We start from the raw sequence: 26,587 nt of genomic DNA on the forward strand, positions 1-26,587 counted from the left end.
GATGCAGAGAAAATCTATTTCTCTGCATCGCTAGTCAAATTTATACAGAATCGTTTTATTAGAAAAGATCTGTTTTTTTTGTATTAAATAGAATGATTGATACACATTTTAATCGTCTTGAGTGCTAAGTTGGTGCACCCATGACGACTACATTTTTCCGCTGAAAATCCTTCATGGCTAAGAACTGCTAGGAATTGTTTTATTGCTTTAACCTCGCGTTCTGATAAAAGATGATTTTCAGCATTTAATTTTATGCCTAGGATTGGGTAAATATCTTCTGTAGGCGAGCACCACCATTGTTGATATTCTGAACATTGATAGGAAGTTCTAGAGTAGTCAAAAGAAGGAGTGGTCTCATATGTAGGACTTTCTTCTCTGAAGTAGTGTGGAAAATTGTTACTTGCTTTGAAATCAAAACTAAAAAGATTTTACATTTTGACATTCGCACATTTTAGCCCCCTTAGTTTCACAAAATTAATTTGGTTTATCGGTTTTAGACAATACTGCCAGACAAACAAAAATCAGAATCATGCCAACCCAACCAATGAGTGCGAGTTGCTCACCAACCAGCAAAACAGCAAACAAAGCTGCAACTAAAGGTTCAAATAGCGTTAGCGTAGTTGCGGTACTGGCTGAAATAGTTTTTAAAGCATAACCAAATAATAAATAGCCAAGAAACATTGGAATCAGCATCATATAAGCGACAACATACAAATTTACAGACTCATCAAACAGGTTTGAAGCTGTAAAAAATAATGTCGGTAATAAAAGTAAAGCACCGAAGCCAAAAATTAATCCCATCGAAGCTTTTGAGTCGACCCCACGATCAATCATCTTTTTTGCAGCCCAAGAGTACAAAGAATAAGTGAGTGCTGCGACCAGTCCGAGAATAATCCCTATGCTTTTTTGGTCAGTTGCAATGTCTTGGCTAGAGCCTTGAGAGAGTGATTCGCCAATTGATAATAGTAAGACCCCAGCTACGCCGAAGACAAAACTAATAAACCATTTTCCAGAGAGTGTTTTTTGATCAAAAAATTTTTCCAGTAACGCAGTAAATAACGGGGCTGAACTAATTGAGACGACTGTGCCAATGGTGATCCCCGCCATACGCATTGACGAATAGAAAGCCAGTGGATAAATCGCAACTGAAACCATGCCAACCAAAAGCAACGGAAAGTAAGAACGAATTTGAGGTAAATGACAGCGGATATTTTTATAAGCCAATAAGGCTTGCAATAAACCACCGCCACCCATTGCGATTGCGCCAATCGCTAAAGGGCTTAGATTTGGGGCATAAGAGGCGGCTGTGCCTGTGGTACCCCATAAAATAGAGGCAATGAGGACAGCAATAAAACCAGAATGAGAACTGAGGCTAAAAGAAGAGGTGCTCACTTTGAAACCTCTTGTTCCAATAGGTTTTGAACTATTTGTTTTGCTGCAAATACTTTCTCACTGGAGCTTTCTAAACCTGCACGGGCAATAGAGCCTTCTAAAACGAAAGAAATGAGTAGAGCAAGTTGTTGGACTTTTTGTGGCTCTTTGAATAATTGTGATAAATGTCCAGCCACAATATTTTCGATTTCATCTTTATGATTTTTAACCGCTAAACGTTCAGGACTATATGCAGGAAATTCGGCTGCTGCATTCAGTAAACCACAACCACGAAAACCTTTTTCATAGGCAAATTCAGCATGGTCTTGATAGGCATCAAAAATAGCTAAAATGCCATCCATCGGTGTTTTGATCTGAACTTTTCTTTTCTCATATAAGTCTAACCACTCTTGGTGTCGAGCTTCGATATAACAGGTAATTAAGTCAGATTTGGTTGGGAAATTATTATACAAAGACATTTTTGCAACTTTGGCTTTGCCTGTAATGCTATTAATGCCTGTATTGGTAATTCCATCGTTGTAGAACAGAAAGGATGCAGCATCTAGGATTTTTTGTTTTGCGGATTTGGTGCTCATAATAAAACTTTATTAGGTATACCGATCTACCTATTATTGTAGAAAAGTAGAGTAATTGACAAGAGGAATTTATTGAATTGATTGATAGAAAGTTTTGTATAGGTTTAAAGGGATGGAGCGCACTTTGATCTGCTCCATCACTGTCTTATTTATTCGATCTTCTTTTTACTATGAATCAATGCCAAGCCATAAATTGGCCATTTCTTTTCTGATTTGAGGTTATTGACTAGCCAAGCAACGAGTACAAGGGCAATTGCACCGAGAAGTACAGGAAAAAACAAGAAGCTCCAATGGTATTCAATTGTATTCGCAGTAAGTAGAATGACTAAAGGATTTGCTCCAGCAGGTGGGTGAATACAACGTAAAAATTGCATGGCAGCAATCGCACAGCCAACAGAAAGTGCAATACTGAATGCAGAGTTACCAAAAAGTTTAAGAAATAATAAACCAATCAATGCCGAGATAAAGTGCCCAAGAATAACATTACGAGGTTGGGCTAATGGTGATTGAGATACTGCATATAACAGTACGCAAGTTGCACCAAACGGTGCCATGATGAATAAATTATTTGTCAATTTACTGAGGAAAATCAGGATTAAAATACTCAGTGTCCCACCGATTAAGCTTCTAATCAGATCACTGGATTGGGGTGCTGGGGCTAGATGCTCTTTACCTTGGAATATTGATAACATTTCATTCTCATTGAATGGTTGCTTTCTGATGATGATATAACTAAAATTACAAATAGTACAGATCTGTACTACTTGAGTGAGTGAATTTTTATGTCTAAATCGGCCCACAAAATATTGGATACAGCAGAGAAATTATTTTATGAAAATAGTTTTGTCGGTGTGGGTGTCGATTTAATTCGGGATGAGTCAGGTTGTTCAAAAACAACGATGTACACCTATTTTAAAAATAAAAATCAATTGGTGAAGTCTGTCTTAGAAGCGCGAGACCAAAAGTTTAGGAATAGTCTGGTTGCTTATGTTGTAGGTGAAACTGGGCGAGCAGCATTAGATAAATTGATTGATTGGCATCTGTTGTGGTTTCAAGAAGATAATTTTAAAGGATGTCTATTTGTTCGAGCAGTAGCTGAATCGCATTTGGGTGATCAAGATATCATCATGGTTTCGAAAGACCATAAGATTTGGATTCGAAACTTAATCGCGCAATATTTAGCATCTTTTTCCAATGCGGATGTATTAGTTGAAATTATTTATACTCTAATTGAAGGATTAATTAGCCGCTTTTTAGTTGAAGGTTATGACACCAAAGTTGCAGCAGAGATCAAAAATTCAATCAGGCAAATTGTTGATACTTTTACTCTAATTGATCTTAATCAAAAAGAAATTTAATCCGAAATCAATAAGCCTTTGAACACTAATCAAAGGCTTATTTTGCTTAATTCAAGACTTTTAATCTTTAAAGGCATTTTGATTTTCGACATCAATATATTCAAGGTAACCACGACCTTGAACTTTTTGGTTTTGATATTCACCCGTGAAAGTGTATGCGCTCGCATAACCGATCCCATGACCATAGCGGTATGGGCTATCAACTTCTGCAATAATGTCGAGCAGTTTGTTATTGGCATCATCTTTTACAGACCAAGAAAACAATTGCGGTAAACGCATCTTTTTGCCATTCGGTGAAACATAGTCATCTACATGGTGTGAAATGACTTTAAATTCAACATTGTTATAGACTTCAGCAGGTTGATTTGTATGGCGAACATGCAAGCTATATGCGGCTGGTTGACCTAAAATATCGGCTTTAGTTAAAAGTAGTTGAGTGGTTTCTGTCAAATTAATAATTTGATAAGTAAAGAAATCGAGAGGGAGTTTGTAAGCTTCTGGCAGCAACTTTTTAACGATACCATGTGCGCCTGCGGCTCTGGCATATTCATAGGTACATAAGCCTTCTGCGAGGGTTATTTGTCCTTGATATTCGAGTTGACCTTTAAATTTTGACAATAAACTAAAATGATCATAAATCGGGGTTTTAATAAACCAAGAGGCTTGATCTGTAACATCTAAATCAAACTCAAACTTTAAGCCATGATAAGCACCTTTGAGGTGAATATTTGGTAAAGTGCCTTCAATTGAAACTTCTTGCCCCAACTCAATTTGCCAACCATTTTCTTGAATATGAGTCTCTTCAGGCATGATATAGGCTTTTAATAGATGTTCATCTAAAGCGGCGGTGCTTGAAAAGAAAGTTGCTGTTTTGCGTGGATCGCCCAAAGTAATATCATCATGATCAAAAGCTAATGCCCCAGGCGTACCGAGCAAGATCATGATATTCAAATAACGATGTGGCTCAGGTAGCAATGGAAAGAAGATGCCATAGTGTGTCCATGTATAGAATTTTTCTTCAGTTCTAGGACGAATGATTTCTGGTTCAGAAAAAGGAATCGTTGAATATTTAATCGCTTGATCTAAGGTGCTTTGTGCGAGTAATAAACTTTTACCCAAAATTTTGCTTGTAAGGGATGAGGGTGGCAATTGTTTTTTCATCTTGTTTCCTACGTTCTTTCCAGACTGAAAAGCTAGGTTATGAAAAACAATTGCCTTTGCTAAGCGGAAATAAGGACAAAGCCAAAGCTTTTTAGGACAATCTCCCTAAACCTTGTTAGACAATTTTTCAAGGTTTTGCGAACCGATCCAATGCTTAGAGAACTGATAAGCTGCACGCCCTGAACGTTGTCCACGTGCTTGGCACCATTTTAAACTTTCAGCACGAACAATGTCGTTATATTCTAAATTTGCTTGAACAATATAATGCTCAACAATTTCTAAATACAGTTGTTGATCCATTGGATAGAAGGAAAGCCACATGCCAAAACGATCGGACAGTGAAATTTTTTCCTCAATCGCTTCTTGAGGGTGTAACTCGGTATATTGCGGAACATCGACTTTACGCACGGGCGTATTTTCATGCATAAACTCAGGCAGTAAATGGCGGCGATTACTGGTCGCATAAATAATAAAATTGCTTGAACCTGATTGAAGTGAACCATCCAAGACACTTTTTAAACTACGATAATTTTCATCTTCTGCGTTAAAAGCGAGATCATCACAATAAACAATAAATTTTTCAGGACGGTTTTCGATTAATTTTTGAATTTTAGGTAAATCAGAAAGATCATCACGTTCGATTTCAATTAAACGCAAACCTTGTACTGAATATGCTGTAAGTAAGGCACGAACAATGGATGATTTCCCTGTACCACGAGAACCTGTGAGTAAAACGTCATTGGCAGGTAAACCATTGAGAAACTGCAAGGTATTTTGGATGATCTTGGCTTTTTGACGTTCAATCCCTTTCAAGTCTTCTAAATACATTTTTTTAGGTTGCTGAATTGCAAGCAATTGTTGATTTTCCCATCGAAATGCAATTGCCGAAAAATCTGTGGGTTGTTTGAGCGCAGGGAGAACTTGTTGTAACTGTGTCAAAACACTGGATAACGATTGAAGAATAGATTCGGGTAAATCAAGAATAGCCATAAACACAAACCAAACTCAGTGATTAATGAATAGGGATACTATCATCGCTATAGTTGAAATACAGAAAATATCACGAAAAATATTGGAATTGGTTGATTTGACCCTTGATTGTTGATGCTGCTTTTTGCATTGTATAAGTGCAAGAGAATAAGCATATAATGAAAAATAAGGAATGATAATGTTCAATAAATTTAAAGATAAAAAGAATATATATCAGTCACATAGAATTGCTACATTAAAAGAAAGTCTGCAACATGCAAGTTCTTATACGGAATGGAAGGAAATTGCACTAAAACTGGACGAAGAATCCGGTCGTGAAGCGTGGAAATATGACAATCAATCGCCTTATTTTGATGCGGAAATTTTATCTAAACGATATAACTTATTAAAAAAATATCGAATGCAGCATCGTACTCTAGATTTAATTTATGTTCTTCGTGAAGGCTTATCTTATGACTTCGCCAATATTGGACATCCAATGTTATTTGCACAAACCTATATTGGTACCAAAAGAATTATCGAAAATTATGTAGAAGAGATGAGTGAATGTCTTCGCTATTTAGCTGCTAGTGAATGTATTACCTTTCAACTTAAAGAAAAGATTCAATTTTTTGAAGAATGCCAAAAGGCTTATGGCCAACCTGCGCTTATGTTTTCTGGTGGCGCAACACTTGGGTTATTTCATACAGGTGTGTGTAAGGTTTTACTTGAACAAGATCTGATGCCGCGAGTCCTTTCTGGTTCAAGTGCAGGGGCGATCATGACAGGCATGTTGGGCGTATCAGCGGCTGATAAAGTTCCTGAATTACTGAAAGGTGAACACTTTTTTAGTGATGCCTTTAAATTTAGAAAAATGACTGAATTGATTCGAGGGAATGGTGGAATTGCTGATGTGATGTATTTGAAAAAATTCCTAATGAAAAATTTGGGGGATGTAACATTTGCAGAAGCCTATCAACAGTCAAAACGCCATATTAATATTGTGATTGCGCCCTATAACACGGCACAAAATCCACGGATTATGAATGCACTGACAGCACCGAATGTTCTGGTTTGGAGTGCTGTTTTAGCTTCCTGTGCTGTACCTGTATTATTTCCGCCTGTGCATGTAACTAGTAAGCGTTATGATGGTCAACATACGCCGTATCTAGCCAATACAAGGTGGGTGGATGGCAGCATGCGCAGTGATTTTCCACAAGAAAAAATGGCACGTCTATATAACATTAATTACACCATTGCCAGCCAAGTAAACCCTCATATTGTGCCTTTTATGCAAAGTGATACGGAACGATTTCGTCGAGATGTGCTGAGTTGGCCTGAGCGAATTATTCGGCATCAGGGCAAAGCGATTGCGATGGAATTTCTTGATCTAACGCGCCATTATATGGGAGATTTTTTCCCGATTCGCCGTATTTTAGATCATGGCTATGGAATCTTAGGACAACGTTACTATGGGGATGTGAATATTATCGCCAAGTATGGACTTCGGCATTATCATTACATGCTCAAAAACCCACGTCCAAAACTTTTTAAAATCTTACAGCAAGAGGGTGAAAGGGCAACATGGCCTAAAATTTCCTCCATCGAAATACATGCACGGATTGGTAAAACCATTGAGCATTGTTTAACATCATTGCGAAAGCAGCAAGAAAAGCAGCAGAATGATTTTTACTACGTGGATCTCTGATTCAAACATTCAATGGGATGGTTTAACTTTAACAACCAAATCTGAGAGCTATGCATTTGGGCGGCGTTTATATACTTTTCAGGTTGCACAGCAACAGTACTGGCTCAAATTCCATCTAGCAAATACCCATGATGTGTTGGAGCAAGCTTTTCAGCGTGAATTAGATTTCTATCAACAACATGCTCAAATTGAGCAAACTTTTTTATTAGCGCATCAAATTATTCAGCTTCGGGATATCACAACTGGTATGGGTTTTCCTGAGTGTGGGGTAGGGTTACTCAGTCCTGATACAAATCAATTTTTCGATACGATTGTCAATGTAGCGAATACTGAAGCGATTCAGCACAAGATTCTTATTGCATTAGATGCGCTAGACAAGATGCATCAACTGGGTTGGGTTCATGGAGACTTAAAAGTTGAGCATTTCCGATTATATGAAAATTCATGCAAATTGATTGATTTTGAGCAAAGCTGCAAATTAGAGCATTCAATACAGAATTTAACGGCGACTCCACGTTATATGGCACCTGAACTTTTTCATGGGAAGCCGAAAACCGTGCAAACTGATTTATATGCATTTGGCATTATTCTTTATGAATGGTTGTCTCAAACGAGATTATGTGCAAAAAATTATCATGATTGGGCAGTTTTACATTGCCAAAAACTAGAGATTCAATTGCCTAATGAGTTGCAGTGTTTTTTACCTTTGCTGAAAGGTCTATTGCAGAAACATAAAGAACAGCGTTTGAACTCCGTTGTTGAAGCAAAACATTGTTTAAATGTGATTGATTTGCTGTAAAAATAAACATAAATACTTGATTTGAATATTATATGTCCATTTGGTAGGGTTTTTTATCAGAAAGACTTGTCATAAAGCATGTTTCTCACTAATATGCATATCCATCGGGGGCGTGGCGAAATTGGTAGACGCACTGGATTTAGGTTCCAGCGCCGCAAGGTGTAAGAGTTCGAGTCTCTTCGCCCCCACCAAATTTAAGAAGCAAGAGTATCTTGCTTTTTTTATGATTAAGTCAGAGATGGGTTAATCATACAGTTATAGAGGATTGGTGTAATGGTAGCATGACGGTCTCCAAAACCGTTCGTCAAGGTTCGAGTCCTTGATCCTCTGCCAAATATAGAAAGGAACTTTGTTTAAAGTTCCTTTTTTTATTTCTACATTTTTTATTTGTATACGAAAAAAGCATTAGCTTTCAGATGCATGTTTTTTTTATAAAAAGGACTTGTCAGCAAGAAAGTTTATCACTAATATACACATCCATCGGGGGCGTGGCGAAATTGGTAGACGCACTGGATTTAGGTTCCAGCGCCGCAAGGTGTAAGAGTTCGAGTCTCTTCGCCCCCACCAAATTTAAAAAGTAAGTATTCTTACTTTTTATGATTAAGTCAGAGATGAATTAATCATGCAGTTATAGAGGATTGGTGTAATGGTAGCATGACGGTCTCCAAAACCGTTCGTCAAGGTTCGAGTCCTTGATCCTCTGCCAAATTAATAAAAAAGCCTTTGTATTTACAAGGGCTTTTTATGCTTTTTGATTTAACAATTCAATTGAGAAAACCAGAAAAAGAATAGGGAGCATATTCGCTCCCTATTCTTATTTTTGATCGTGCTTGATTATGGTGTTGCTAATGCTTTTGCCAATAGTGGTAAATTTTGACCTGTTGCAGCCGCTAAAATAAAGTTTTGACTTGGTGTGGTGATTGTCCATTTTTGATTATTTCCACCGCCACAGCCATAAGTAATTAATGTACCGCGACCATCTGCACTTGGCGCACCACCACCACTTAGATCTAAGCAACTGCTACCTTGACGGAACTGTTGAGTTGAACCAGTAACAGGTGTTTCCCAAATTTGGTTACTAACACTGTTATTGCAGGCAGCGAGAGTTGTACCTGATAAACAGAGTTCAGGATATTGTACGCTGTGAATTTTGCCCACAGCATCATAGATCCATAGGCTAGAATTATCGCCAGTACAGTTATTTCTACCACTCATAAATACACTTGGTTTGCCCGTGCTACTCGAAATTTCAGCTTTGAGACAAGCTGAATTCATATTTGGCATGACAAACATTGTTGCACCTGCCAGTGGATTGCTATTAGAAAGACCAAGTTGGGTGACAAAGCTTTTTAACGCGTCATTTGCAGCGGTGATATTTGCAGTTAAGTCATTGCGATAGACATTGACCCAGCGGTTTAAACGGTATAATTGTGCTTGTTGGTTGCTGAAGCGATCAAACTCTTGGCGTGCGGTTGCTGAAAGCTCATTTTTAAAATTCTTATAAGAGTCATAGAGAATTTTATTGTTTGGAGATAAATTTGCGACGAGCTTACCTTGGTTACTGAGTAAAGCTTGTTCTAGTTGTGGGAGTTCAACTTTGCGTAAAGCTGTAAAGCCTTGTTCCTTACCAATAGTGACCGCAGCAGGGAGGGGTTGTGCATAGCTTGGAATGACAATCGACGAGAGTTTGTTGGCTTGTTCATTGGCACGTTTACAGTATAAATCAACGCTTAGAGGTGCATCACTTTGAGCCAAATTAATATGTAGTTTGTTTGCATTGCTGCCCATGCGATTTGGGGCGAGCGCGATGTTTTCTTCTGCTTTAGATGCATATTTGACATTGATCCAGCAGCTTGCATTTGCAAGGCTCGTCTGTGCTTGAGGGAGTGTGAAAATGTTCCCCCAGTTGCCGCGTGCAGCAGGGTAAAGCAGACCGACTTGGTTGACAGGGTCGTAGCCACCTAAAATGGTAAAGACAGGTACACCAAATTGAGTTGGTTTTAGATAATTGCCATCAGGGCGGTTGTACCAAACTTGACTTGAGTTTGGAACTTTAGGTTGCGTGACATCCATTTGGCGTGTTGTCGCATTCCAACGTTTGTATCCTGTAGTAGAGTTGGCATCCCAAACCGCACGATCAAATGCGGGTTGTATTCTGATCTTTGTACTATAGCCTGTATAATGAGTGAAACGAGACAGAGAACTAGAGTAATTACCACCTGCCATGGCATCAGTACCGTAGGTATAGGCATTTTGAAAGATTGGTGTACCACCTAAGCGGTTATCTAAGTTTGTATTGTTCCAATTTAAATTGCCTCGCATACGATTACGATAGGCAATATAGCCCCAGCCACTATCTGGATGATGGGCTGCCCAAAAGTAGTTTTCTCCGTTTTGTCCAGGATAGTGTCCTAAGCCATAGTGATGCCCAATTTCATGGCTAAATTCATTACCTGCTGAATCAATCAGCGTTAAAATGCCATTACCACCACTTAAACCATGACTGACATCACCATTTTCGTATTTACCCCAAGCATGGTGAATCACAGCACTTTGAGTCAGTTGAGGTTGTTCTTGGCTAGACATTGAAGCACTGGTTACACCCCAGTTGGCAAGGTTGATTCCTGTGCTAAAGGTGGATTTGGCTGTGTTTTCTCGCATATCACCGCTGTAAACATCACCTGTTGTGGCGCTTTTATCATTATAAATGACACCACTTGCAACCATGACTTGATTCAGTTGCATGTCATCATACTTTGTGACGATCATTTTTGCCGCAGGAATGGTTTCAAAATAATCAGTACCCGCTTTTTCAGGTTCATTTAGCATATAGTGACCGCTAGATTGTCGAGGTGCAGTGAGCATGCCCAAACGAATGCTTTGAACAACCAATTCACCTGGTGCTCCAAAATCAATGGATTGCGCATCGAGTCGTCCATTTTTACGGCTGATTGGATCAACAATACGAATATTTAAACCTGGTTTGACTTCATCCCAGTTTAGAGGGACTGTCCACGTCTGTTTGGAGTATTGAACACGTGCACGAGCATCACCATTAGATTGATCTGATGCTGGAATTTGGGTTGGTTCTTGTAAAGCAACCCGACGTATTAGTCGACTATTCAAATAAATTTCTGCATTCAGTTGTTGAATGTCACCCATATCTGCACTTGGTGTGACTAAAAGAAGTGCATCTTTTTCACTGGTAAGGCGAGGCATGCTTTTCGCTTCATTACCGTTTGGGTCTACAGTATGGTTTTGTGCAAATTGAATCATTGCAGCAAAGTTACCAACAAGGTCGTTACGTATATGGCGCACATTGCCTTCTAGATCGTAGTCGTAGAAACCAAGGGTATTCGAATCAAAAACATCTTTATTTGGCTCAGGATATGCACCAGACGTAGCGAGTGCTTTTGCTTGAGCACTTGTCGCTGATTCAGTTTTGTTATTATCGGCTGTTTCTTGTGTGTTTCCACCACAGCCAGATAATAGAGCTAATGAAATACATAAGCTCAATGTGCTTATTGAGGATTTTGTCACAATTTTCATATTTAGATTAACCGAATGAATAGGATGTTAAATAAAATATTGGATTTAAAATAATATAACTTAAATTGAATTACTGAGTATATAAGTAATAAATAAAATAGTTATTTTGTTGTGTGATGCTGTTCTTGTTTTTTTATTTAAGTGTTATTGGATTTTTATAAAAATAAAATATGTATAAGGCGTTCTCATCTGCTAAGATATTGTTATTATGTGACATTTATTGACATATTTTAACAAGTATTATGGGTTTTAGATGTATTTTTAAACTTTTTCTTAATTTATCATTTATTTTAATTTTATATATTTAGTATTAATTTAAAAATAATATGGTTTTAAAATAAATATAAATATTGTATCTTTGTGCTGATTTTATGTGTTTTGGTATTTTTATTTTTAAATGAACTTATTATTTTAAAATAATGTGCTTTTATTATCTTTGTTTTATCTAAAATGATATCAAAGACACATAAATTATTTTTTTTGCGTCCGTTTTATTGAAAATTAAAATGAAATGGAAATTTAAAATTTAGCGCTGATATTTAGTTTTGGGGTAGCGTAGAGATGAATAAAGTCTATAAGACAGTATGGAATAAGAGTCTGGGTTGTTGGCAGGTGACTTCGGAATTGACACGAAGTCATTCGCGAGGCGGTCAGAGTTCAACGGTGACAGGGCATGTTAAAGAGACAAAAACTTGGTTTCAGACCCTACGTTTATCTTTATTAAGTTTAGCGCTGCTTCCGATCTCGCTTTGGGCGGGAGCAGCTGATGTACAATTGCCAACTGGTGGCAGTGTTACTGTGGGTTCAGCACAAGTCAGTCAAAATAATAATACGTTAAATGTCCATCAAAATAGTCAAAATGTAGGCATCCAATGGGATACGTTTAATATTGGACAAAATGCGACGGTCAATTTCTATCAGCCAAATACATCTTCGATTGCGGTGAATCGTGTTCTAGATAGTAATGCCAGTCAAATCATGGGAAAACTGAATGCTAACGGGCAAGTTTTTTTATTGAATCCGAATGGTGTGATTTTTTCTAAAACAGCGCAAGTCAATGTCGGTGGGATTGTTGCATCAACACTGAATGTCACTGATAGTGATATTATTAGTGGGAATTTTACCCTTAAAAACCAATCTAATGCTGCTAGTGTTGAGAACTATGGTTCGGTTATTGCCAATGGTGGCGTTGTTGCTTTTATTGCACCAACAGTCATCAACGAAGGGCAGATTCAGGCACATAATGGTGTTATTCATTTAACTGCAGCAGATCAAGTCACTTTAAAATTACAAGATGGTCAACTGACTGAATACAAAGTTGAAATTGGGACGTTGCAAGGTTTGATTGATAACCGTGGCGCGATTCTTGCCAATAATGGTGCAATTTATTTAACTGCAAAAGCCAAAGATAGCTTAAGCAAAGCCGTGGTGAATCATAGCGGTATTATTGAAGCCAATCGTTTGGGTCAAAATGCCAAAGGTGAAATTGTTTTGCTTGCGGATATGCAACAAGGCACAACCAATGTCAGTGGTATTTTAAAATCAGAAGGTCGCAATGGTCAGGCAGGTGGTTTTATTGAAACTAGTGCGGCACAGGTGAAAATTGCAGATAGCACACAAGTTTCGACTTTATCTGATGGGGGTAAAACAGGAACGTGGCTGATCGACCCAACTGATTTTAGCATCAATGCTGGCTCGGCTGCTCAAACTGGTAGTGGTATTGGCGCTACGACATTACAAAATAATTTGAACAGCACCTCGGTCATTTTGGAAACACAAAATGCTGGGTCAGAAAAGGGTGATATCAATGTTAATACGGCAGTTACATGGAATAAAGACACCACACTGACACTAAAAGCACATAACGATATTAATGTGAATGCTAGTATTACGGCACAAAACCAAGATGGTAAAGTGGTGTTGTTATATGGGCAAAATGGTAGTGAGAGTGCCAATTATTATATTAAAAATGGCGCGAAGATAAATCTAAATGCAGGGCAAAACTTTAGCACGCAAAAAGGTACGGATGTCAGCAAACGTATTGATTATAAGGTTGTGACTGATTTACAGGCTTTACAAAATATCAATAATGCATTGGCAGGTAACTACGTACTTGGAACAGATATTGATGCGACGGTGACCAAAGATTGGGGTGTTGGAGACGAAAAAGGTTTTAATCCACTTGGTAATGAATTTGATTATTTTACAGGACGTTTTGATGGCTTAGGGCATACAGTGAGTCATCTCACGATCAATCGCCCCTATAGTTATGACGTTGGATTGTTTGGGCATATTGATGGTGCTGTAGTTCGTAACGTCGGTTTGGTTGGCGGTTCAGTGGTTGGTGACAGTTTTGTTGGCGGTTTGGTCGGGCAAAGTACACATCAGAGTTTGGTTGAGAATGTATTTAATACGGGAACGGTTCAAGGTTATGGGACTGTTGGTGGTCTAGTCGGAGGAAACTTTGATGGCAGTACTATTAAAAATGCTTATGCGACGGGGAATGTCACTGGCGCACAAAACTCAACCTATATTGGTGGTTTAGTTGGGGGTAATGATGGCGCAGTTATTGAAAATGTCTATGCCTCTGGAAATGTGAATGGTAGTGATATTGTTGGTGGTCTGGTTGGAGATAACAATCATGGCGGTACAATCAATAATGCCTATGCAACAGGAGCTGTCACTGGCGAACAAAATGTTGGTGGTTTAGTTGGAAATAACTATTATGACGCCGAGGTCAAAAATGCTTATGCGACTGGGGCAGTCACAGGTACTGATCGTGTCGGTGGCTTGGTTGGAGAAAACCTTGCTGCAAATATAGAAAATACCTATGCACTTGGAAAAGTGACAGGAGTGACAGCCATAGGTGGTTTACTCGGCAAAAATGTTCAGGGTGTTGTAACCAATAGTTATTGGGATAAGAATAAAACAGGACTAGATAGCAGTTCAGGCAGTGCCAATACTAGTGGCTTGACCAGCGATGAAATGTTCAATGCCAATAAATTTATTGGCTTTGATTTTGATAAAATTTGGGCAAATGCTGATAATCAAACCACGCCGTATTTTAAAGATCACATTGGTCCAAACCAAGTGGTTAATAAACAAGATCAATTGGGTGGTTACTACAGCGTTATCCAAAACCTAAATCAACTACAAAATATAAATCAAAATCTTGCGGGTAATTACTTACTGGGTAATGATATTGATGCCAAAAACTCACAATTTTGGGGTGATGCAAATGGTATTGGTTTTAATCCACTTGGTGATAGTAGTCACGCTTTTACAGGTAAATTAGATGGTTTAGGTCATCAAATTTCAGATTTATATATTTATCGTGAAACCACGGATAACGTTGGCTTATTTGGCTATATTCAGAACGCCAATCTTAAAAACTTTGGTGTCGTGAATAGCAATATCAAAGGTCAAAACCATGTGGGTGCTGTCGTTGGAAGCAGTACGCAGAATTCACAGCTTTATAGCATTTATAGTACTGGATCGGTTGTAGGTACGGGTGATGCTGTGGGTGGATTGGTTGGGCAGCAACAAGATGGTTCAAAAATAGAAAGTGCATATTCAACCAGTCAAGTGATAGGTCAGAACCATGTTGGTGGTTTAGTTGGTACTAATCAAAATGCAATCATTAAAGATACCTATGCAACTGGTGCTGTCAGTGGATTGAGTAATGTTGCGGGCTTAGTGGGAAGTAACCAAAACCAAGCAACTGTTCAAAATGCCTATGCCACTGGACGTGTTACGGGTAATAGTTTGATTGGTGGTTTAGTTGGAAACAATAGCAATGCGACCGTGAGTAATGGCCACTGGAATAAAGAGACTACGCTGCAAAATGACAGCGCAGGGAGTAGTGCAAGTTCTGGTTTGACCAATGCTGAAATGAAAGATGCATCTAAATTTACTTTCCTTGATGCTGATAGCAAATTAGGAGGGAAACAGACAGCATGGCGTATTTATGACGGTCTAAGCGTACCTTTACTACGAAGTTTTTTGACGACTAAAGATTTATCTGTCACGGATAAAACCACAACCTATACAGGCAAAGAGCAACATTTTGCGGATGTTTGGGGATTAGACAGCAGCAAATATACTGCCAATGGTCAAACCAGTGGAACGGATGCGGGTCTTTATAAAGCGATTTATTATAGTGATAACCAACATGGCTATGATTTCATTGGCAATGAAGGCACTTTAACGATTAATAAAGCTAAGGTGACCGTTACTGGAAATAGTGATTCAACAATCTATAACGGTAAAACTCAATCAATTAATAATCCACATTATACGGTTGATGGATTGGTGAATGGGGAAGCTGAGTCCTTACTTGGAAATATCGCGATAACAGGTGCTTCAGGTAAAGATGCAGGAACTTATACCAATAAGGTGACTGGCGAAAATAGCAGTACCAAAAACTATGACATAGCGTATGTTGACGGCAAGTTTGTTATTAATAAAAAGAAAGCAACGGTTTATGCACTGGATGAAACACGTGAATATAATGGTTTTAACCAACAAATTAATAGTTTTCGTGCTGATGGCTTAGTTGATGGGGAAACTGAATCTGTTCTCGCAGTAAATGCTGTTGCAACACGTAAAGATGCTGGAAACTATGTACATGCTGTTGCTTATAGTAATGCCGCAAAAGGCGATAAAAACTACGATCTCACCTTTGTAAATGGCACATATACCATTACTAAAGCCACTGCCACAATTAAAGGAAATAGCCTAGCAACGACCTATAATGGTCAGGTACAGAATGTCGCTGGATTTACGATTTCTGGCTTGAAAGGCAATGATGCAAACAATCAAGCAAATATCTTTAGTAGCGTTACTGCTTCTGGTGCGAGCGATCGAAATGCGGGTAGTTATACCAACACTGTAGCTGGAGCCGCATCAACTACGAACTATAATATCGTATATGAAAATGGTTCACTTGATATTGCAAAGAAACAGATCACAGGTAGCATCATCGCTCAAGATAAAGTTTATGACGGTACAACCAGTGCGATTGTAAATGGCAGCTTAAACGGTTTGATTACAGGTGACCAAGTCAACCTAAATGCGCAAGGACAATTTGCTGATAAAAATGCAGCTTCGAATAAGACGGTTAATGTATCAGGCAATTTAAGTGGTACAGATGCAGGCAACTATGAACTTACGACCAATGGACAAGTCACTGCCAACATCAGCAAGAAGCAAGTCACAGGTGTGTTGACTGCTCAAGATAAAGTTTACGATGGTACAACCAGTGCGATCATCAATGGTAGCTTGAATGGCTTAATTACAGGTGATCAAGTTAACCTTAATGCCCAAGGACAATTTGCTGATAAAAACGCAGCTTCGAATAAGACAGTTAATGTATCAGGCAATTTAAGTGGTACAGATGCAGCCAACTACGATCTTGCAGCGAATACATCCGCACAAGCTAACATCAGTAAGAAGCAAATCACAGGTGTGTTGACTGCTCAAGACAAAGTTTATGATGGTACAACCAGTGCGATTGTAAATGGCAGCTTGAATGGCTTAATTGCAGGTGACCAAGTCAACCTGAATGCGCAAGGACAGTTTGCAGATAAGAACGCAGGTCAGAATAAAGTTGTCACGGCTTCAAGTAGCTTGGTTGGATTAGATGCAGGCAACTATGAACTCACCACCAATGGACAAGTGACTGCGAACATCAGTAAGAAGCAAATTACAGGTGTATTGACAGCTCAAGACAAAGTCTATGACGGTACAACCAGTGCGATTGTAAATGGCAGCTTGAATGGCTTAATTGCAGGCGACCAAGTTAATCTGAATGCACAAGGACAGTTTGCCGATAAAAATGCAGGCGCGAATAAGAATGTAAATGTATCAGGCACTCTAAGTGGTACAGATGCGGGTAACTATAGCTTACAAGCGAATAGTCAAACCCTAGCTAACATCAGTAAGAAGCAGATCACAGGTGTATTGACTGCTCAAGATAAAGTTTATGACGGTACAACCAGTGCGATTGTAAATGGCAGCTTGAACGCAGGCGGTGTCATCACTGGCGATCAAGTCAGTGTAGGTACAACAGGGCAATTTGTAGATAAAAATGCAGGTCAGAATAAAGTTGTCACCGCTTCAAGTAGCTTGGTTGGATTAGATGCAGGCAACTATGAACTCACCACCAATGGACAAGTGACTGCGAACATCAGTAAGAAGCAAATTACAGGTGTATTGACAGCTCAAGACAAAGTTTACGATGGTACGACTAATGCGGTCGTCAACGGTAGCTTGAATGGCTTAATTACAGGTGACCAAGTTAACCTAAATACGCAAGGACAGTTTGCAGATAAAAATGCAGGTTCGAATAAGACGGTTAATGTATCAGGCAATCTAAGTGGTACAGATGCAGGCAACTACGATCTTGCAGCGAATACATCAACACAAGCGAGTATTAGCAAGAAACAAATCACAGGCGTATTGACTGCTCAAGATAAAGTCTACGATGGTACAACCAGTGCGATTGTGAATGGTAGCTTGAATGGTTTGATCACAGGCGACCAAGTCAACCTGAATGCGCAAGGACAATTTGCTGATAAAAATGCAGCTTCGAACAAGAATGTAAATGTATCAGGAAATTTAACGGGTACAGATGCGGCGAACTATAGCCTACAAGCGAATAGTCAAACTCAAGCGAGTATCAGTAAAAAGCAAATCACAGGTAGCATTACTGCTCAAGATAAAGTTTACGATGGTACGACTAATGCGATCGTGAATGGCAGCTTGAATGGTTTAATTACAGGTGACCAAGTCAACCTAAATGCGCAAGGACAGTTTACGGATAAAAATGCAGGTTCAAACAAGAATGTCAATGTATCAGGCAATTTAAGTGGTACAGATGCAGGTAACTATAGCTTACAAGCGAATAGTCAAACCCAAGCTAACATCAGTAAGAAGCAGATCACAGGTGTATTGACAGCTCAAGATAAAGTTTATGACGGTACAACTAATGCGATTGTAAATGGCAGCGTGAATGGTTTAATCACAGGCGACCAAGTCAACCTAAATGCCCAAGGACAATTTGCGGATAAAAATGCAGGCTCAAACAAGAATGTAAATGTATCAGGTAATCTCAGTGGTACAGATGCAGGTAACTACGATCTTGCAGCGAATACATCAGCACAAGCCAACATCAGCAAGAAACAAATTACAGGTAGCATCACCGCTCAAGATAAAGTTTATGACGGTACAACTAATGCGATTGTAAATGGCAGCGTGAATGGTTTAATTACGGGTGACCAAGTCAACCTCAATGCGCAAGGACAATTTGCTGATAAAAATGCAGCTTCGAATAAAAATGTAAATGTATCAGGTAATTTAACGGGTACAGATGCAACTAACTATAGCCTACAAGCGAATAGCCAAACCCAAGCCAATATCAGTAAGAAACAAATCACAGGCAGCATCACCGCTCAAGATAAAGTTTATGACGGTACAACTAATGCGATTGTAAATGGCAGCGTGAATGGTTTAATCACAGGCGACCAAGTCAGCCTAAATGCCCAAGGACAATTTGCGGATAAAAATGCAGGCTCAAACAAGAATGTAAATGTATCAGGTAATCTCAGTGGTACAGATGCAGGTAACTACGATCTTGCAGCGAATACATCAGCACAAGCCAACATCAGCAAGAAACAAATTACAGGCAGCATCACAGCACAAGACAAAGTTTACGATGGGACGACCAGTGCGATTGTAAATGGTAGCCTGAACGCAAATGATGTGATTACAGGCGATCAAGTCAGTGTTGGAACAACAGGACAGTTTGTAGATAAGAACGCAGGTCAGAACAAAGTTGTCACAGCTTCAAGTAGCTTGGTTGGATTAGATGCAGGCAACTATGAACTCACCACCAATGGACAAGTGACGGCTAACATCAGCAAGAAACAAGTCACAGGCGTATTGACAGCTCAAGACAAAGTTTACGATGGTACGATCAATGCGACTGTAAACGGTAGCTTGAATGGTTTGATCACGGGTGACCAAGTCAACCTAAATGCCCAAGGACAGTTTACTGATAAAAATGCAGGCTCGAATAAAACTGTAAATGTATCAGGTAATCTCAGTGGTACAGATGCAGCCAACTATAGCTTACAAGCGAATAGTCAGACTCAAGCGAATATCAGCAAGAAACAAGTCACAGGTGTATTGACAGCTCAAGACAAAGTTTATGATGGTACAACCAATGCCAATGTAAGCGGTACATTAAATGCAGGCGGTGTCATCACTGGCGATCAAGTCAGTGTGGGTACAACAGGGCAATTTGTAGATAAGAACGCAGGTCAAAACAAAGTTGTCACAGCTTCAAGTAGCTTGGTTGGATTAGATGCTGGCAACTATGAACTCACCACCAATGGACAAGTGACTGCCAACATTAGTAAAAAGCAAATCACAGGTAGTATCACTGCTCAAGATAAAGTTTATGACGGTACAACTAGTGCGATTGTGAATGGCAGCTTGAATGGTTTGATCACAGGTGACCAAGTCAACCTGAATGCCCAAGGACAGTTTGCCGATAAAAATGCAGGCGCGAATAAGAATGTAAATGTATCAGGTAATCTCAGTGGTACAGATGCGGGTAACTATAGCTTACAAGCGAATAGTCAAACCCAAGCGAATATCAGCAAGAAACAAATCACAGGTAGTATCACTGCTCAAGATAAAGTTTATGACGGTACAACTAGTGCGATTGTGAATGGCAGCTTGAATGGTTTGATCACAGGTGACCAAGTCAACCTGAATGCCCAAGGACAGTTTGCCGATAAAAATGCAGGCGCGAATAAGAATGTAAATGTATCAGGCACTCTAAGTGGTACAGATGCAGGCAACTATGAGTTAAGTACTAGCGGACAAGTGACAGCCAATATTAGCAAGAAGCAAATTACGGGCAGCATCACCGCTCAAGACAAAGTTTATGACGGTACAACTAGTGCGATTGTAAATGGCAGCTTGAATGGTTTGATCACAGGCGACCAAGTTAACCTGAATGCCCAAGGGCAATTTGCGGATAAGAATGCGGGTTCAAACAAGAATGTAAATGTATCAGGCAATTTAACAGGTACAGATGCAGGTAACTATAGCCTACAAGCGAATAGTCAGACTCAAGCGAATATCAGTAAGAAACAAATCACAGGTGTATTAACCGCTCAGGACAAAGTTTATGACGGTACAACCAGTGCGATTGTAAATGGTAGCTTAAATGCAAGTGATGTGATCACAGGCGACCAAGTTAATCTGAATGCGCAAGGACAATTTGCGGATAAAAATGCAGGCTCAAACAAGAATGTAAATGTATCAGGAAATTTAACTGGTACAGATGCAGGTAACTATAGTTTACAAGCGAATAGTCAGACTCAAGCGAATATTAGTAAAAAGCAAATCACGGGCAGCATCACCGCTCAAGACAAAGTTTACGACGGTACAACCAGTGCGATCGTAAATGGCAGCTTAAACGCAAATGATGTGATTACAGGCGATCAAGTCAGTGTTGGAACAACAGGACAGTTTGTAGATAAGAACGCAGGTCAGAACAAAGTTGTCACAGCTTCAAGTAGCTTGGTTGGATTAGATGCAGGCAACTATGAACTCACCACTAATGGACAAGTGACGGCTAACATCAGCAAGAAGCAAATCACAGGCGTATTAACAGCTCAAGACAAAGTTTACGATGGTACGACTAATGCGATCGTGAATGGCAGCTTGAATGGCTTAATTGCAGGTGACCAAGTCAACCTGAATGCGCAAGGACAGTTTGCAGATAAGAATGCAGCTTCGAACAAGAATGTAAATGTATCAGGTAATCTCAGTGGTACAGATGCAACTAACTATAGCCTACAAGCCAATAGTCAGACTCAAGCGAGTATCAGTAAAAAGCAAATCACAGGTGTATTGACAGCTCAAGACAAAGTTTATGACGGCACAACCAGTGCGATTGTAAATGGCAGTTTGAATGCAAGTGATGTGATTACAGGCGATCAAGTCAGTGTAGGTACAACAGGACAATTTGTAGATAAGAACGCAGGTCAGAACAAAGTTGTCACAGCTTCAAGTAGCCTGGTTGGATTGGATGCAGGCAACTACGAACTCACCACCAATGGACAAGTAACCGCTAACATCAGCAAGAAACAAATCACGGGCAGCATCACCGCTCAGGATAAAGTTTACGATGGCACAACTCATGTCAATGTTAGCGGTACATTAAATGCAGGTGGTGTAATCACAGGTGATCAGGTCAGTGTTGGAACAACAGGACAATTTGTAGATAAGAACGCAGGTCAAAACAAAGTTGTTACGGCTTCAAGTAGCTTGGTTGGATTAGATGCAGGCAACTATGAACTCACCACCAATGGACAAGTGACGGCTAACATCAGCAAGAAGCAGATTACGGGCAGCATTACCGCTCAAGACAAAGTCTATGACGGTACAACCAGTGCAATTGTAAATGGCAGCTTGAATGGTTTGATCACAGGTGACCAAGTCAACCTAAATGCACAAGGGCAGTTTGCGGATAAAAATGCGGGTTCGAATAAGAATGTAAATGTATCAGGTAATCTCAGTGGTACAGATGCGGGTAACTATAGCTTACAAGCGAATAGTCAAACCCAAGCGAATATCAGCAAGAAACAAATCACAGGCAGCATCACTGCTCAAGACAAAGTCTATGACGGTACAACGAATGCAATTGTAAACGGTAGTTTGAATGCAAGTGATGTGATCGCAGGCGATCAAGTCAGTGTTGGTGCAACAGGACAATTTGTAGATAAGAACGCAGGCCAGAACAAAGTTGTCACGGCTTCAAGTAGCTTGGTTGGATTAGATGCAGGTAATTATGAACTCACCACCAATGGACAAGTGACTGCCAACATCAGCAAGAAACAAATTACAGGCAGCATCACCGCTCAAGACAAAGTCTATGACGGTACAACCAGTGTGATCGTTAATGGTAGCTTGAATGGTTTGATCACAGGTGACCAAGTCAACCTAAATGCCCAAGGACAGTTTGCGGATAAAAATGCAGGCTCAAACAAGAATGTAAATGTATCAGGTAATTTAAGTGGTATAGATGCAGTCAACTATAGCCTACAAGCGAATAGTCAGACTCAAGCCAACATCAGCAAGAAGCAAATTACAGGCAGCATCACTGCTCAGGATAAAGTTTACGATGGCACAACCAGTGCGATTGTAAATGGCAGCTTGAATGGTTTAATCACAGGCGACCAAGTCAACCTAAATGCCCAAGGACAATTTGCTGATAAAAATGCGGGTTCAAACAAAAATGTAAATGTATTAGGCAGTTTAAGTGGTGCAGATGCGGCCAACTATAGCTTACAAGCCAATAGTCAAACGCAAGCAAATATTGAAAAAGCCAAAGCACAAGTCATTGGTAATAGTTTAACGACGACTTATAACGGTCAGCAACAACATGTCACTGGTTTCACTGCTCAAGGCTTAGTGAACGGGGAAAGTACAGAGGTCTTAACAAATGTGACAGCGACAGGTGCAAGTGCCACGTCAACAGGGAACTATCAAAATCAGGTCAGTGGCCATGATCAGAACTATGATCTGACATTTACTGCTGGAATGTTAAAAATTGAAGCGCCATTGGTCGATCCAAAACCACCTATCGTACCTGAAAAACCGAGCCAACCTAATCTCTCAATTTGGCAAGATTTATTAGGTAATCCATATCAGCGAGCGATTCATTTTGCTCCACAAGCAAATAAACCAAAACAGTCGGATAGCATCGAAATAGAAATTATTGGTGATGGCATCAACATGGACGGTATTCACACATTAACGGGGAATTTTTAATTATGTTATATCCGAAGACAACATTATTAATGAGTATGCTTTCACTGAGTAGTTTTTCAGTTTTTGCAGATAATGTGCCAAATGCTGGACTACTTCTACAACAGCAAACCATACAGCAATATCAGCCTCAAGCTGAGGTGAATATTGAGCAGCCTGCACAAATGCAAATCGCGCAAGCAGATGCTCAGCAGCAAGTTAAAGTTGAGGAGATTGTAATTACAGGAAACCAGAGTATTAGCACAGCAAATTTACATGCTTTGGTTGCCGATGCTGAAACTAAAATGCTGACACTTGCTGATTTACAGCAATTGACGAAACGGATTACGCTTTATTACCAACAGCAGGGTTATCCTTATAGTCGAGCCTATTTACCTGTACAAAGTTTGAAAAATGGTGTGGTTAAGATTGCAATTTTGGAGGCAAAATATGATCGTATCATTATCAATAATCAAACCAAAACATCTCCACACTTAATACAAGCTATTTTGCAGCCGTTACAGTCAGGCAATATTATTGATTCGGCGACCTTGCAGCAGCAGCTTAAATTGTTAAATCGTTTAGATGGGATTCAAACACGTAATATCATTAGCGCAGGGCGTTATGCTGGAACCAGTGATTTAACAATTGATATTCAGCCAACATCATCACTGACAGGCTATGTCGGTTTGGATAATTATGGCAATGAATATACCCATGAAGTGCGTTTAAATGCTGGCGTTGCAGTCAATAATGCTTTGGGTTTGGGTGATCGCTTGACTGTGGATGGTATGACATCGGGCAATTTAAACTTTGGTCGATTGGGCTATGAAGCAACAATGAATGGTATCGGGACACGTTTAGGTGCGAGTTATTCAGATTTAGCTTATGAATTAGGTAAAGAATATAAAGCTTTAGATGCAACAGGCACAGCACAACAAATCAGTGTATGGTTGAATCAACCAGTATTATTGAATAATCGTAGTGAAGTCATTTTGGGTGTGCAATACGATCACAAACAACTGAAAGATGATATCAATGTTGCAGAAATTTATCGGGATCGGAATATTGATGTAGGGCGTATTCGTTTAGATGCTTCGCAATATGATGATTTTGCAGGTGGTGGTTTAACTCAACTTGGCGTTGCAACAGATATTGGACGAGTTAATTTTAAAAATGCGATGGCAGAACTTGGTGATCAAGCAACAGCAAAAACACAAGGTGAATTTGTTAGTGCCTTTATGAATGTCTCTCGATTGCAAAATTTAAATGGTTCAAAAACCCAAATCTATGCAGCTCTACAAGCACAATATAGCCCTGACAATTTAGATAGCGCTCAGCAATTTAGTGTTGGTGGTGCGTCGAATATTGCAGGATATAAGAATAGCGCATTAAGTGGTTCAACGGGATATTACGTTTTGTCTGAACTTAGACAGAGTTTATATGCTTCTGCACAAAATCAACTTGCAGCGAAGATCTATGTCGATACAGCAACGGTTAAACACCAAGCACGAGAGTGGAGTGGTTTAACAGGCAAAAATATAGAACAGATTAGTAGTGCAGGTTTTGGACTAAACTGGTCAAATGCGATGCAATGGCAAGCAGCATTAACTGTTGGGTTCCCGATAGGAGCACAACCTGATAGCGTTGATAAGCGTAATGACGTTGAAGCTTGGTTTAATTTAAGTAAACGTTTTTAAGTAAGAACCGAGTTGTGATTAGTTAAAATCGTTGGGATTCTGATGATTTTAACGAGCAAAATGAAGAAATAAAAAAAAGCAAAGCCTCGGCTTTGCTTTTTTAATCAACAAAACTTAGATTTTGCCAATTAGATCATTAATTTGTTTCGCTTGTTCAGTTGCATTACCTGTGTAAGTTGCAGGTGTTAATTCAGCTAAACGCGCACGTTCGTCAGCAGGAACTTGTAATAATTCATCACCATTTACGAAGTTAACCATCATTTCACGTGTCATTGCTTGACCACGAGTAAGCGCTTTTAGTTTTTCGTATGGCTTTTCAACGTTATAACGACGCATAACGGTTTGGATTGGCTCTGCAAGAACTTCTTGTGCTTGGTCTAAATCTTCATTTAAACGGTTCGCATTCAACTCAAGTTTACCAATACCTTTTAAGCAAGCATCAAAAGCAATCAAGCTTTGTGCAAAACCAACACCCATGTTACGAAGAACAGTTGAGTCAGTTAAATCACGCTGCCAGCGAGAGACTGGAAGTTTTTCACCAAGATGACCCAATACCGCATTTGCGATACCTAAGTTACCTTCAGAATTTTCGAAGTCAATTGGGTTTACTTTATGAGGCATGGTTGACGAACCAACTTCACCGTCTTTTAATTTTTGCTTGAAGTAACCCAGTGAGATATAGCCCCAAACATCACGGTTAAAATCAATCAAGATCGTGTTGTAACGACGTAATGCATCGAACAATTCAGCCATATAATCGTGTGGCTCAATTTGTGTGGTGTATGGGTTAAATGCTAAACCTAAAGATTCTACAAATGCTTGAGCATGTGCAGCCCAGTCAATTTCTGGGTAAGCAGATAGGTGAGCATTGTAGTTACCTACAGCACCATTGATTTTGCCAAGTAATTCGACATTTTCAAATTGCTTGATCTGGCGCGCTAAACGATAAGCAACGTTTGCCATCTCTTTACCCAATGTAGTAGGGCTTGCAGTTTGACCATGTGTACGAGACAACATTGGTTGTTCAGCGTGTGTGATTGCCAAAGCAGAAATCGCATTGAGGATTTGTTTCATACTTGAAACTAAAACTTCACGACCATTTTTAAGCATTAATGCATGAGATAAGTTGTTGATGTCTTCAGAGGTACATGCAAAGTGAATAAATTCGCCCGCATTTTGTAGCTCATCAATATTCGCAATTTTTTCTTTAAGGAAATATTCAACTGCTTTTACATCATGGTTCGTCGTACGTTCAATTTCTTTAATGCGATTCGCATCTTCTTCAGAGAAGTTTGTTACGATCGCATCTAAAGCTGCATTTGTTTCAGCAGAAAACGCAGGAACTTCAATAATTTCTGCACGATTTGCAAGTGCTTGTAACCAACGCACTTCAACCGTAACACGAGCGTGGATTAAACCAAACTCAGACAAAAAAGGGCGTAACGCATCGCATTTGCTTGCATAACGTCCATCAAGTGGTGAGAGTGCGGTTAAAGCATTCATACAGATTCCTTAATTTTGGAATAAACATAAAAATAAATTCGTCTTAG

The 26,587-nt window shown here is 39.4% G+C and carries 11 protein-coding genes, 4 tRNA genes and 1 pseudogene; 9 read left to right on the forward strand and 7 right to left on the reverse strand.

Annotated features, from left to right (window positions below):
* Positions 1-474 precede the first annotated feature (474 nt).
* From MMP60_RS05885 to MMP60_RS05895, 3 genes and pseudogenes are all read right to left on the reverse strand, one after another.
* A pseudogene (locus tag MMP60_RS05885) lies at positions 475-1,392 on the reverse strand (EamA family transporter); the annotation flags it as partial.
* On the reverse strand, positions 1,389-1,967 hold the full coding sequence (locus MMP60_RS05890; protein ID WP_241335403.1) for a TetR/AcrR family transcriptional regulator: 579 nt from the start codon (positions 1,965-1,967) through the stop codon (positions 1,389-1,391). The gene MMP60_RS05890 and the pseudogene MMP60_RS05885, both read right to left, overlap by 4 nt.
* Before the next feature lie 149 nt (positions 1,968-2,116).
* On the reverse strand, positions 2,117-2,659 hold the full coding sequence (locus MMP60_RS05895; protein WP_241335404.1) for an HPP family protein: 543 nt from the start codon (positions 2,657-2,659) through the stop codon (positions 2,117-2,119).
* 90 nt (positions 2,660-2,749) lie between these two features.
* On the opposite strand from MMP60_RS05895, the gene MMP60_RS05900 reads away from it, so the two are divergent.
* Positions 2,750-3,325, forward strand: a complete 576-nt coding sequence (locus MMP60_RS05900; RefSeq protein WP_241335405.1) for a TetR/AcrR family transcriptional regulator — start codon at positions 2,750-2,752, stop codon at positions 3,323-3,325.
* Between the two features lie 60 nt (positions 3,326-3,385).
* Here MMP60_RS05900 and MMP60_RS05905 read toward each other — a convergent pair whose 3' ends face one another.
* Together MMP60_RS05905 and MMP60_RS05910 are read right to left on the reverse strand one after the other, a co-directional pair.
* Positions 3,386-4,486 (reverse strand): DUF6670 family protein, encoded by a 1,101-nt coding sequence (locus tag MMP60_RS05905; RefSeq protein ID WP_241335406.1) that lies wholly within the window; start codon positions 4,484-4,486, stop codon positions 3,386-3,388.
* A 105-nt stretch (positions 4,487-4,591) separates the two neighbouring features.
* Positions 4,592-5,476, reverse strand: coding sequence for an ATP-binding protein (locus MMP60_RS05910; RefSeq protein ID WP_241335407.1), 885 nt, complete (start codon positions 5,474-5,476; stop codon positions 4,592-4,594).
* 178 nt (positions 5,477-5,654) lie between these two features.
* Here MMP60_RS05910 and MMP60_RS05915 point away from each other — a divergent pair, with 178 nt between their 5' ends.
* The 6 genes from MMP60_RS05915 (at position 5,655) to MMP60_RS05940 (ending at position 8,668) form a co-directional block, all read left to right on the forward strand.
* Positions 5,655-7,163: a DUF3336 domain-containing protein gene (locus MMP60_RS05915; RefSeq protein WP_241335408.1), complete on the forward strand. Its 1,509-nt coding sequence runs from the start codon at positions 5,655-5,657 to the stop codon at positions 7,161-7,163.
* Entirely contained in the window at positions 7,138-7,962 is an 825-nt protein-coding gene (locus MMP60_RS05920) for a protein kinase (RefSeq protein WP_241335409.1), read from the forward strand. Before MMP60_RS05915 ends, MMP60_RS05920 begins: the two co-directional genes overlap by 26 nt.
* Before the next feature lie 106 nt (positions 7,963-8,068).
* Positions 8,069-8,153: transfer RNA gene (locus tag MMP60_RS05925), tRNA-Leu, on the forward strand.
* 68 nt (positions 8,154-8,221) lie between these two features.
* A tRNA-Trp gene (locus MMP60_RS05930) sits at positions 8,222-8,295 on the forward strand.
* A 149-nt stretch (positions 8,296-8,444) separates the two neighbouring features.
* Positions 8,445-8,529 (forward strand) — tRNA-Leu (locus tag MMP60_RS05935).
* 65 nt (positions 8,530-8,594) lie between these two features.
* Positions 8,595-8,668: transfer RNA gene (locus tag MMP60_RS05940), tRNA-Trp, on the forward strand.
* A 128-nt stretch (positions 8,669-8,796) separates the two neighbouring features.
* On the opposite strand, the gene MMP60_RS05945 is transcribed toward MMP60_RS05940, so the two are convergent.
* The gene (locus MMP60_RS05945) at positions 8,797-11,511 is read right to left on the reverse strand and encodes a M66 family metalloprotease (RefSeq protein ID WP_241335410.1); all 2,715 of its coding nucleotides are present in this window, start codon (positions 11,509-11,511) and stop codon (positions 8,797-8,799) included.
* A 561-nt stretch (positions 11,512-12,072) separates the two neighbouring features.
* Between MMP60_RS05945 and MMP60_RS05950 the strand changes: the two genes are divergently transcribed.
* Together MMP60_RS05950 and MMP60_RS05955 are read left to right on the forward strand one after the other, a co-directional pair.
* On the forward strand, positions 12,073-23,361 hold the full coding sequence (locus MMP60_RS05950) for a YDG domain-containing protein (RefSeq protein WP_241335411.1): 11,289 nt from the start codon (positions 12,073-12,075) through the stop codon (positions 23,359-23,361).
* Between the two features lie 2 nt (positions 23,362-23,363).
* Entirely contained in the window at positions 23,364-25,037 is a 1,674-nt protein-coding gene (locus MMP60_RS05955; RefSeq protein ID WP_241335412.1) for a ShlB/FhaC/HecB family hemolysin secretion/activation protein, read from the forward strand.
* A gap of 114 nt (positions 25,038-25,151) precedes the next feature.
* Here MMP60_RS05955 and purB read toward each other — a convergent pair whose 3' ends face one another.
* Complete coding sequence (purB, locus tag MMP60_RS05960) at positions 25,152-26,540, reverse strand: adenylosuccinate lyase (RefSeq protein ID WP_241335413.1); 1,389 nt, start codon at positions 26,538-26,540, stop codon at positions 25,152-25,154.
* Between the last annotated feature and the right edge of the window lie 47 nt (positions 26,541-26,587).

This window comes from Acinetobacter sp. ANC 4805, assembly GCF_022549495.1.
Taxonomy (GTDB): domain Bacteria; phylum Pseudomonadota; class Gammaproteobacteria; order Pseudomonadales; family Moraxellaceae; genus Acinetobacter.

Coding starts and splice junctions, on each gene's coding strand:
- MMP60_RS05910 (WP_241335407.1), bottom strand. CDS start 5,476: ATGGCTATTCTTGATTTACCCGAATCTATTCTTCAATCGTTATCCAGT.
- purB (WP_241335413.1), bottom strand. CDS start 26,540: ATGAATGCTTTAACCGCACTCTCACCACTTGATGGACGTTATGCAAGC.
- MMP60_RS05955 (WP_241335412.1), top strand. CDS start 23,364: ATGTTATATCCGAAGACAACATTATTAATGAGTATGCTTTCACTGAGT.
- MMP60_RS05950 (WP_241335411.1), top strand. CDS start 12,073: ATGAATAAAGTCTATAAGACAGTATGGAATAAGAGTCTGGGTTGTTGG.
- MMP60_RS05895 (WP_241335404.1), bottom strand. CDS start 2,659: ATGTTATCAATATTCCAAGGTAAAGAGCATCTAGCCCCAGCACCCCAA.
- MMP60_RS05890 (WP_241335403.1), bottom strand. CDS start 1,967: ATGAGCACCAAATCCGCAAAACAAAAAATCCTAGATGCTGCATCCTTT.
- MMP60_RS05900 (WP_241335405.1), top strand. CDS start 2,750: ATGTCTAAATCGGCCCACAAAATATTGGATACAGCAGAGAAATTATTT.
- MMP60_RS05905 (WP_241335406.1), bottom strand. CDS start 4,486: ATGAAAAAACAATTGCCACCCTCATCCCTTACAAGCAAAATTTTGGGT.
- MMP60_RS05945 (WP_241335410.1), bottom strand. CDS start 11,511: ATGAAAATTGTGACAAAATCCTCAATAAGCACATTGAGCTTATGTATT.
- MMP60_RS05920 (WP_241335409.1), top strand. CDS start 7,138: ATGATTTTTACTACGTGGATCTCTGATTCAAACATTCAATGGGATGGT.
- MMP60_RS05915 (WP_241335408.1), top strand. CDS start 5,655: ATGTTCAATAAATTTAAAGATAAAAAGAATATATATCAGTCACATAGA.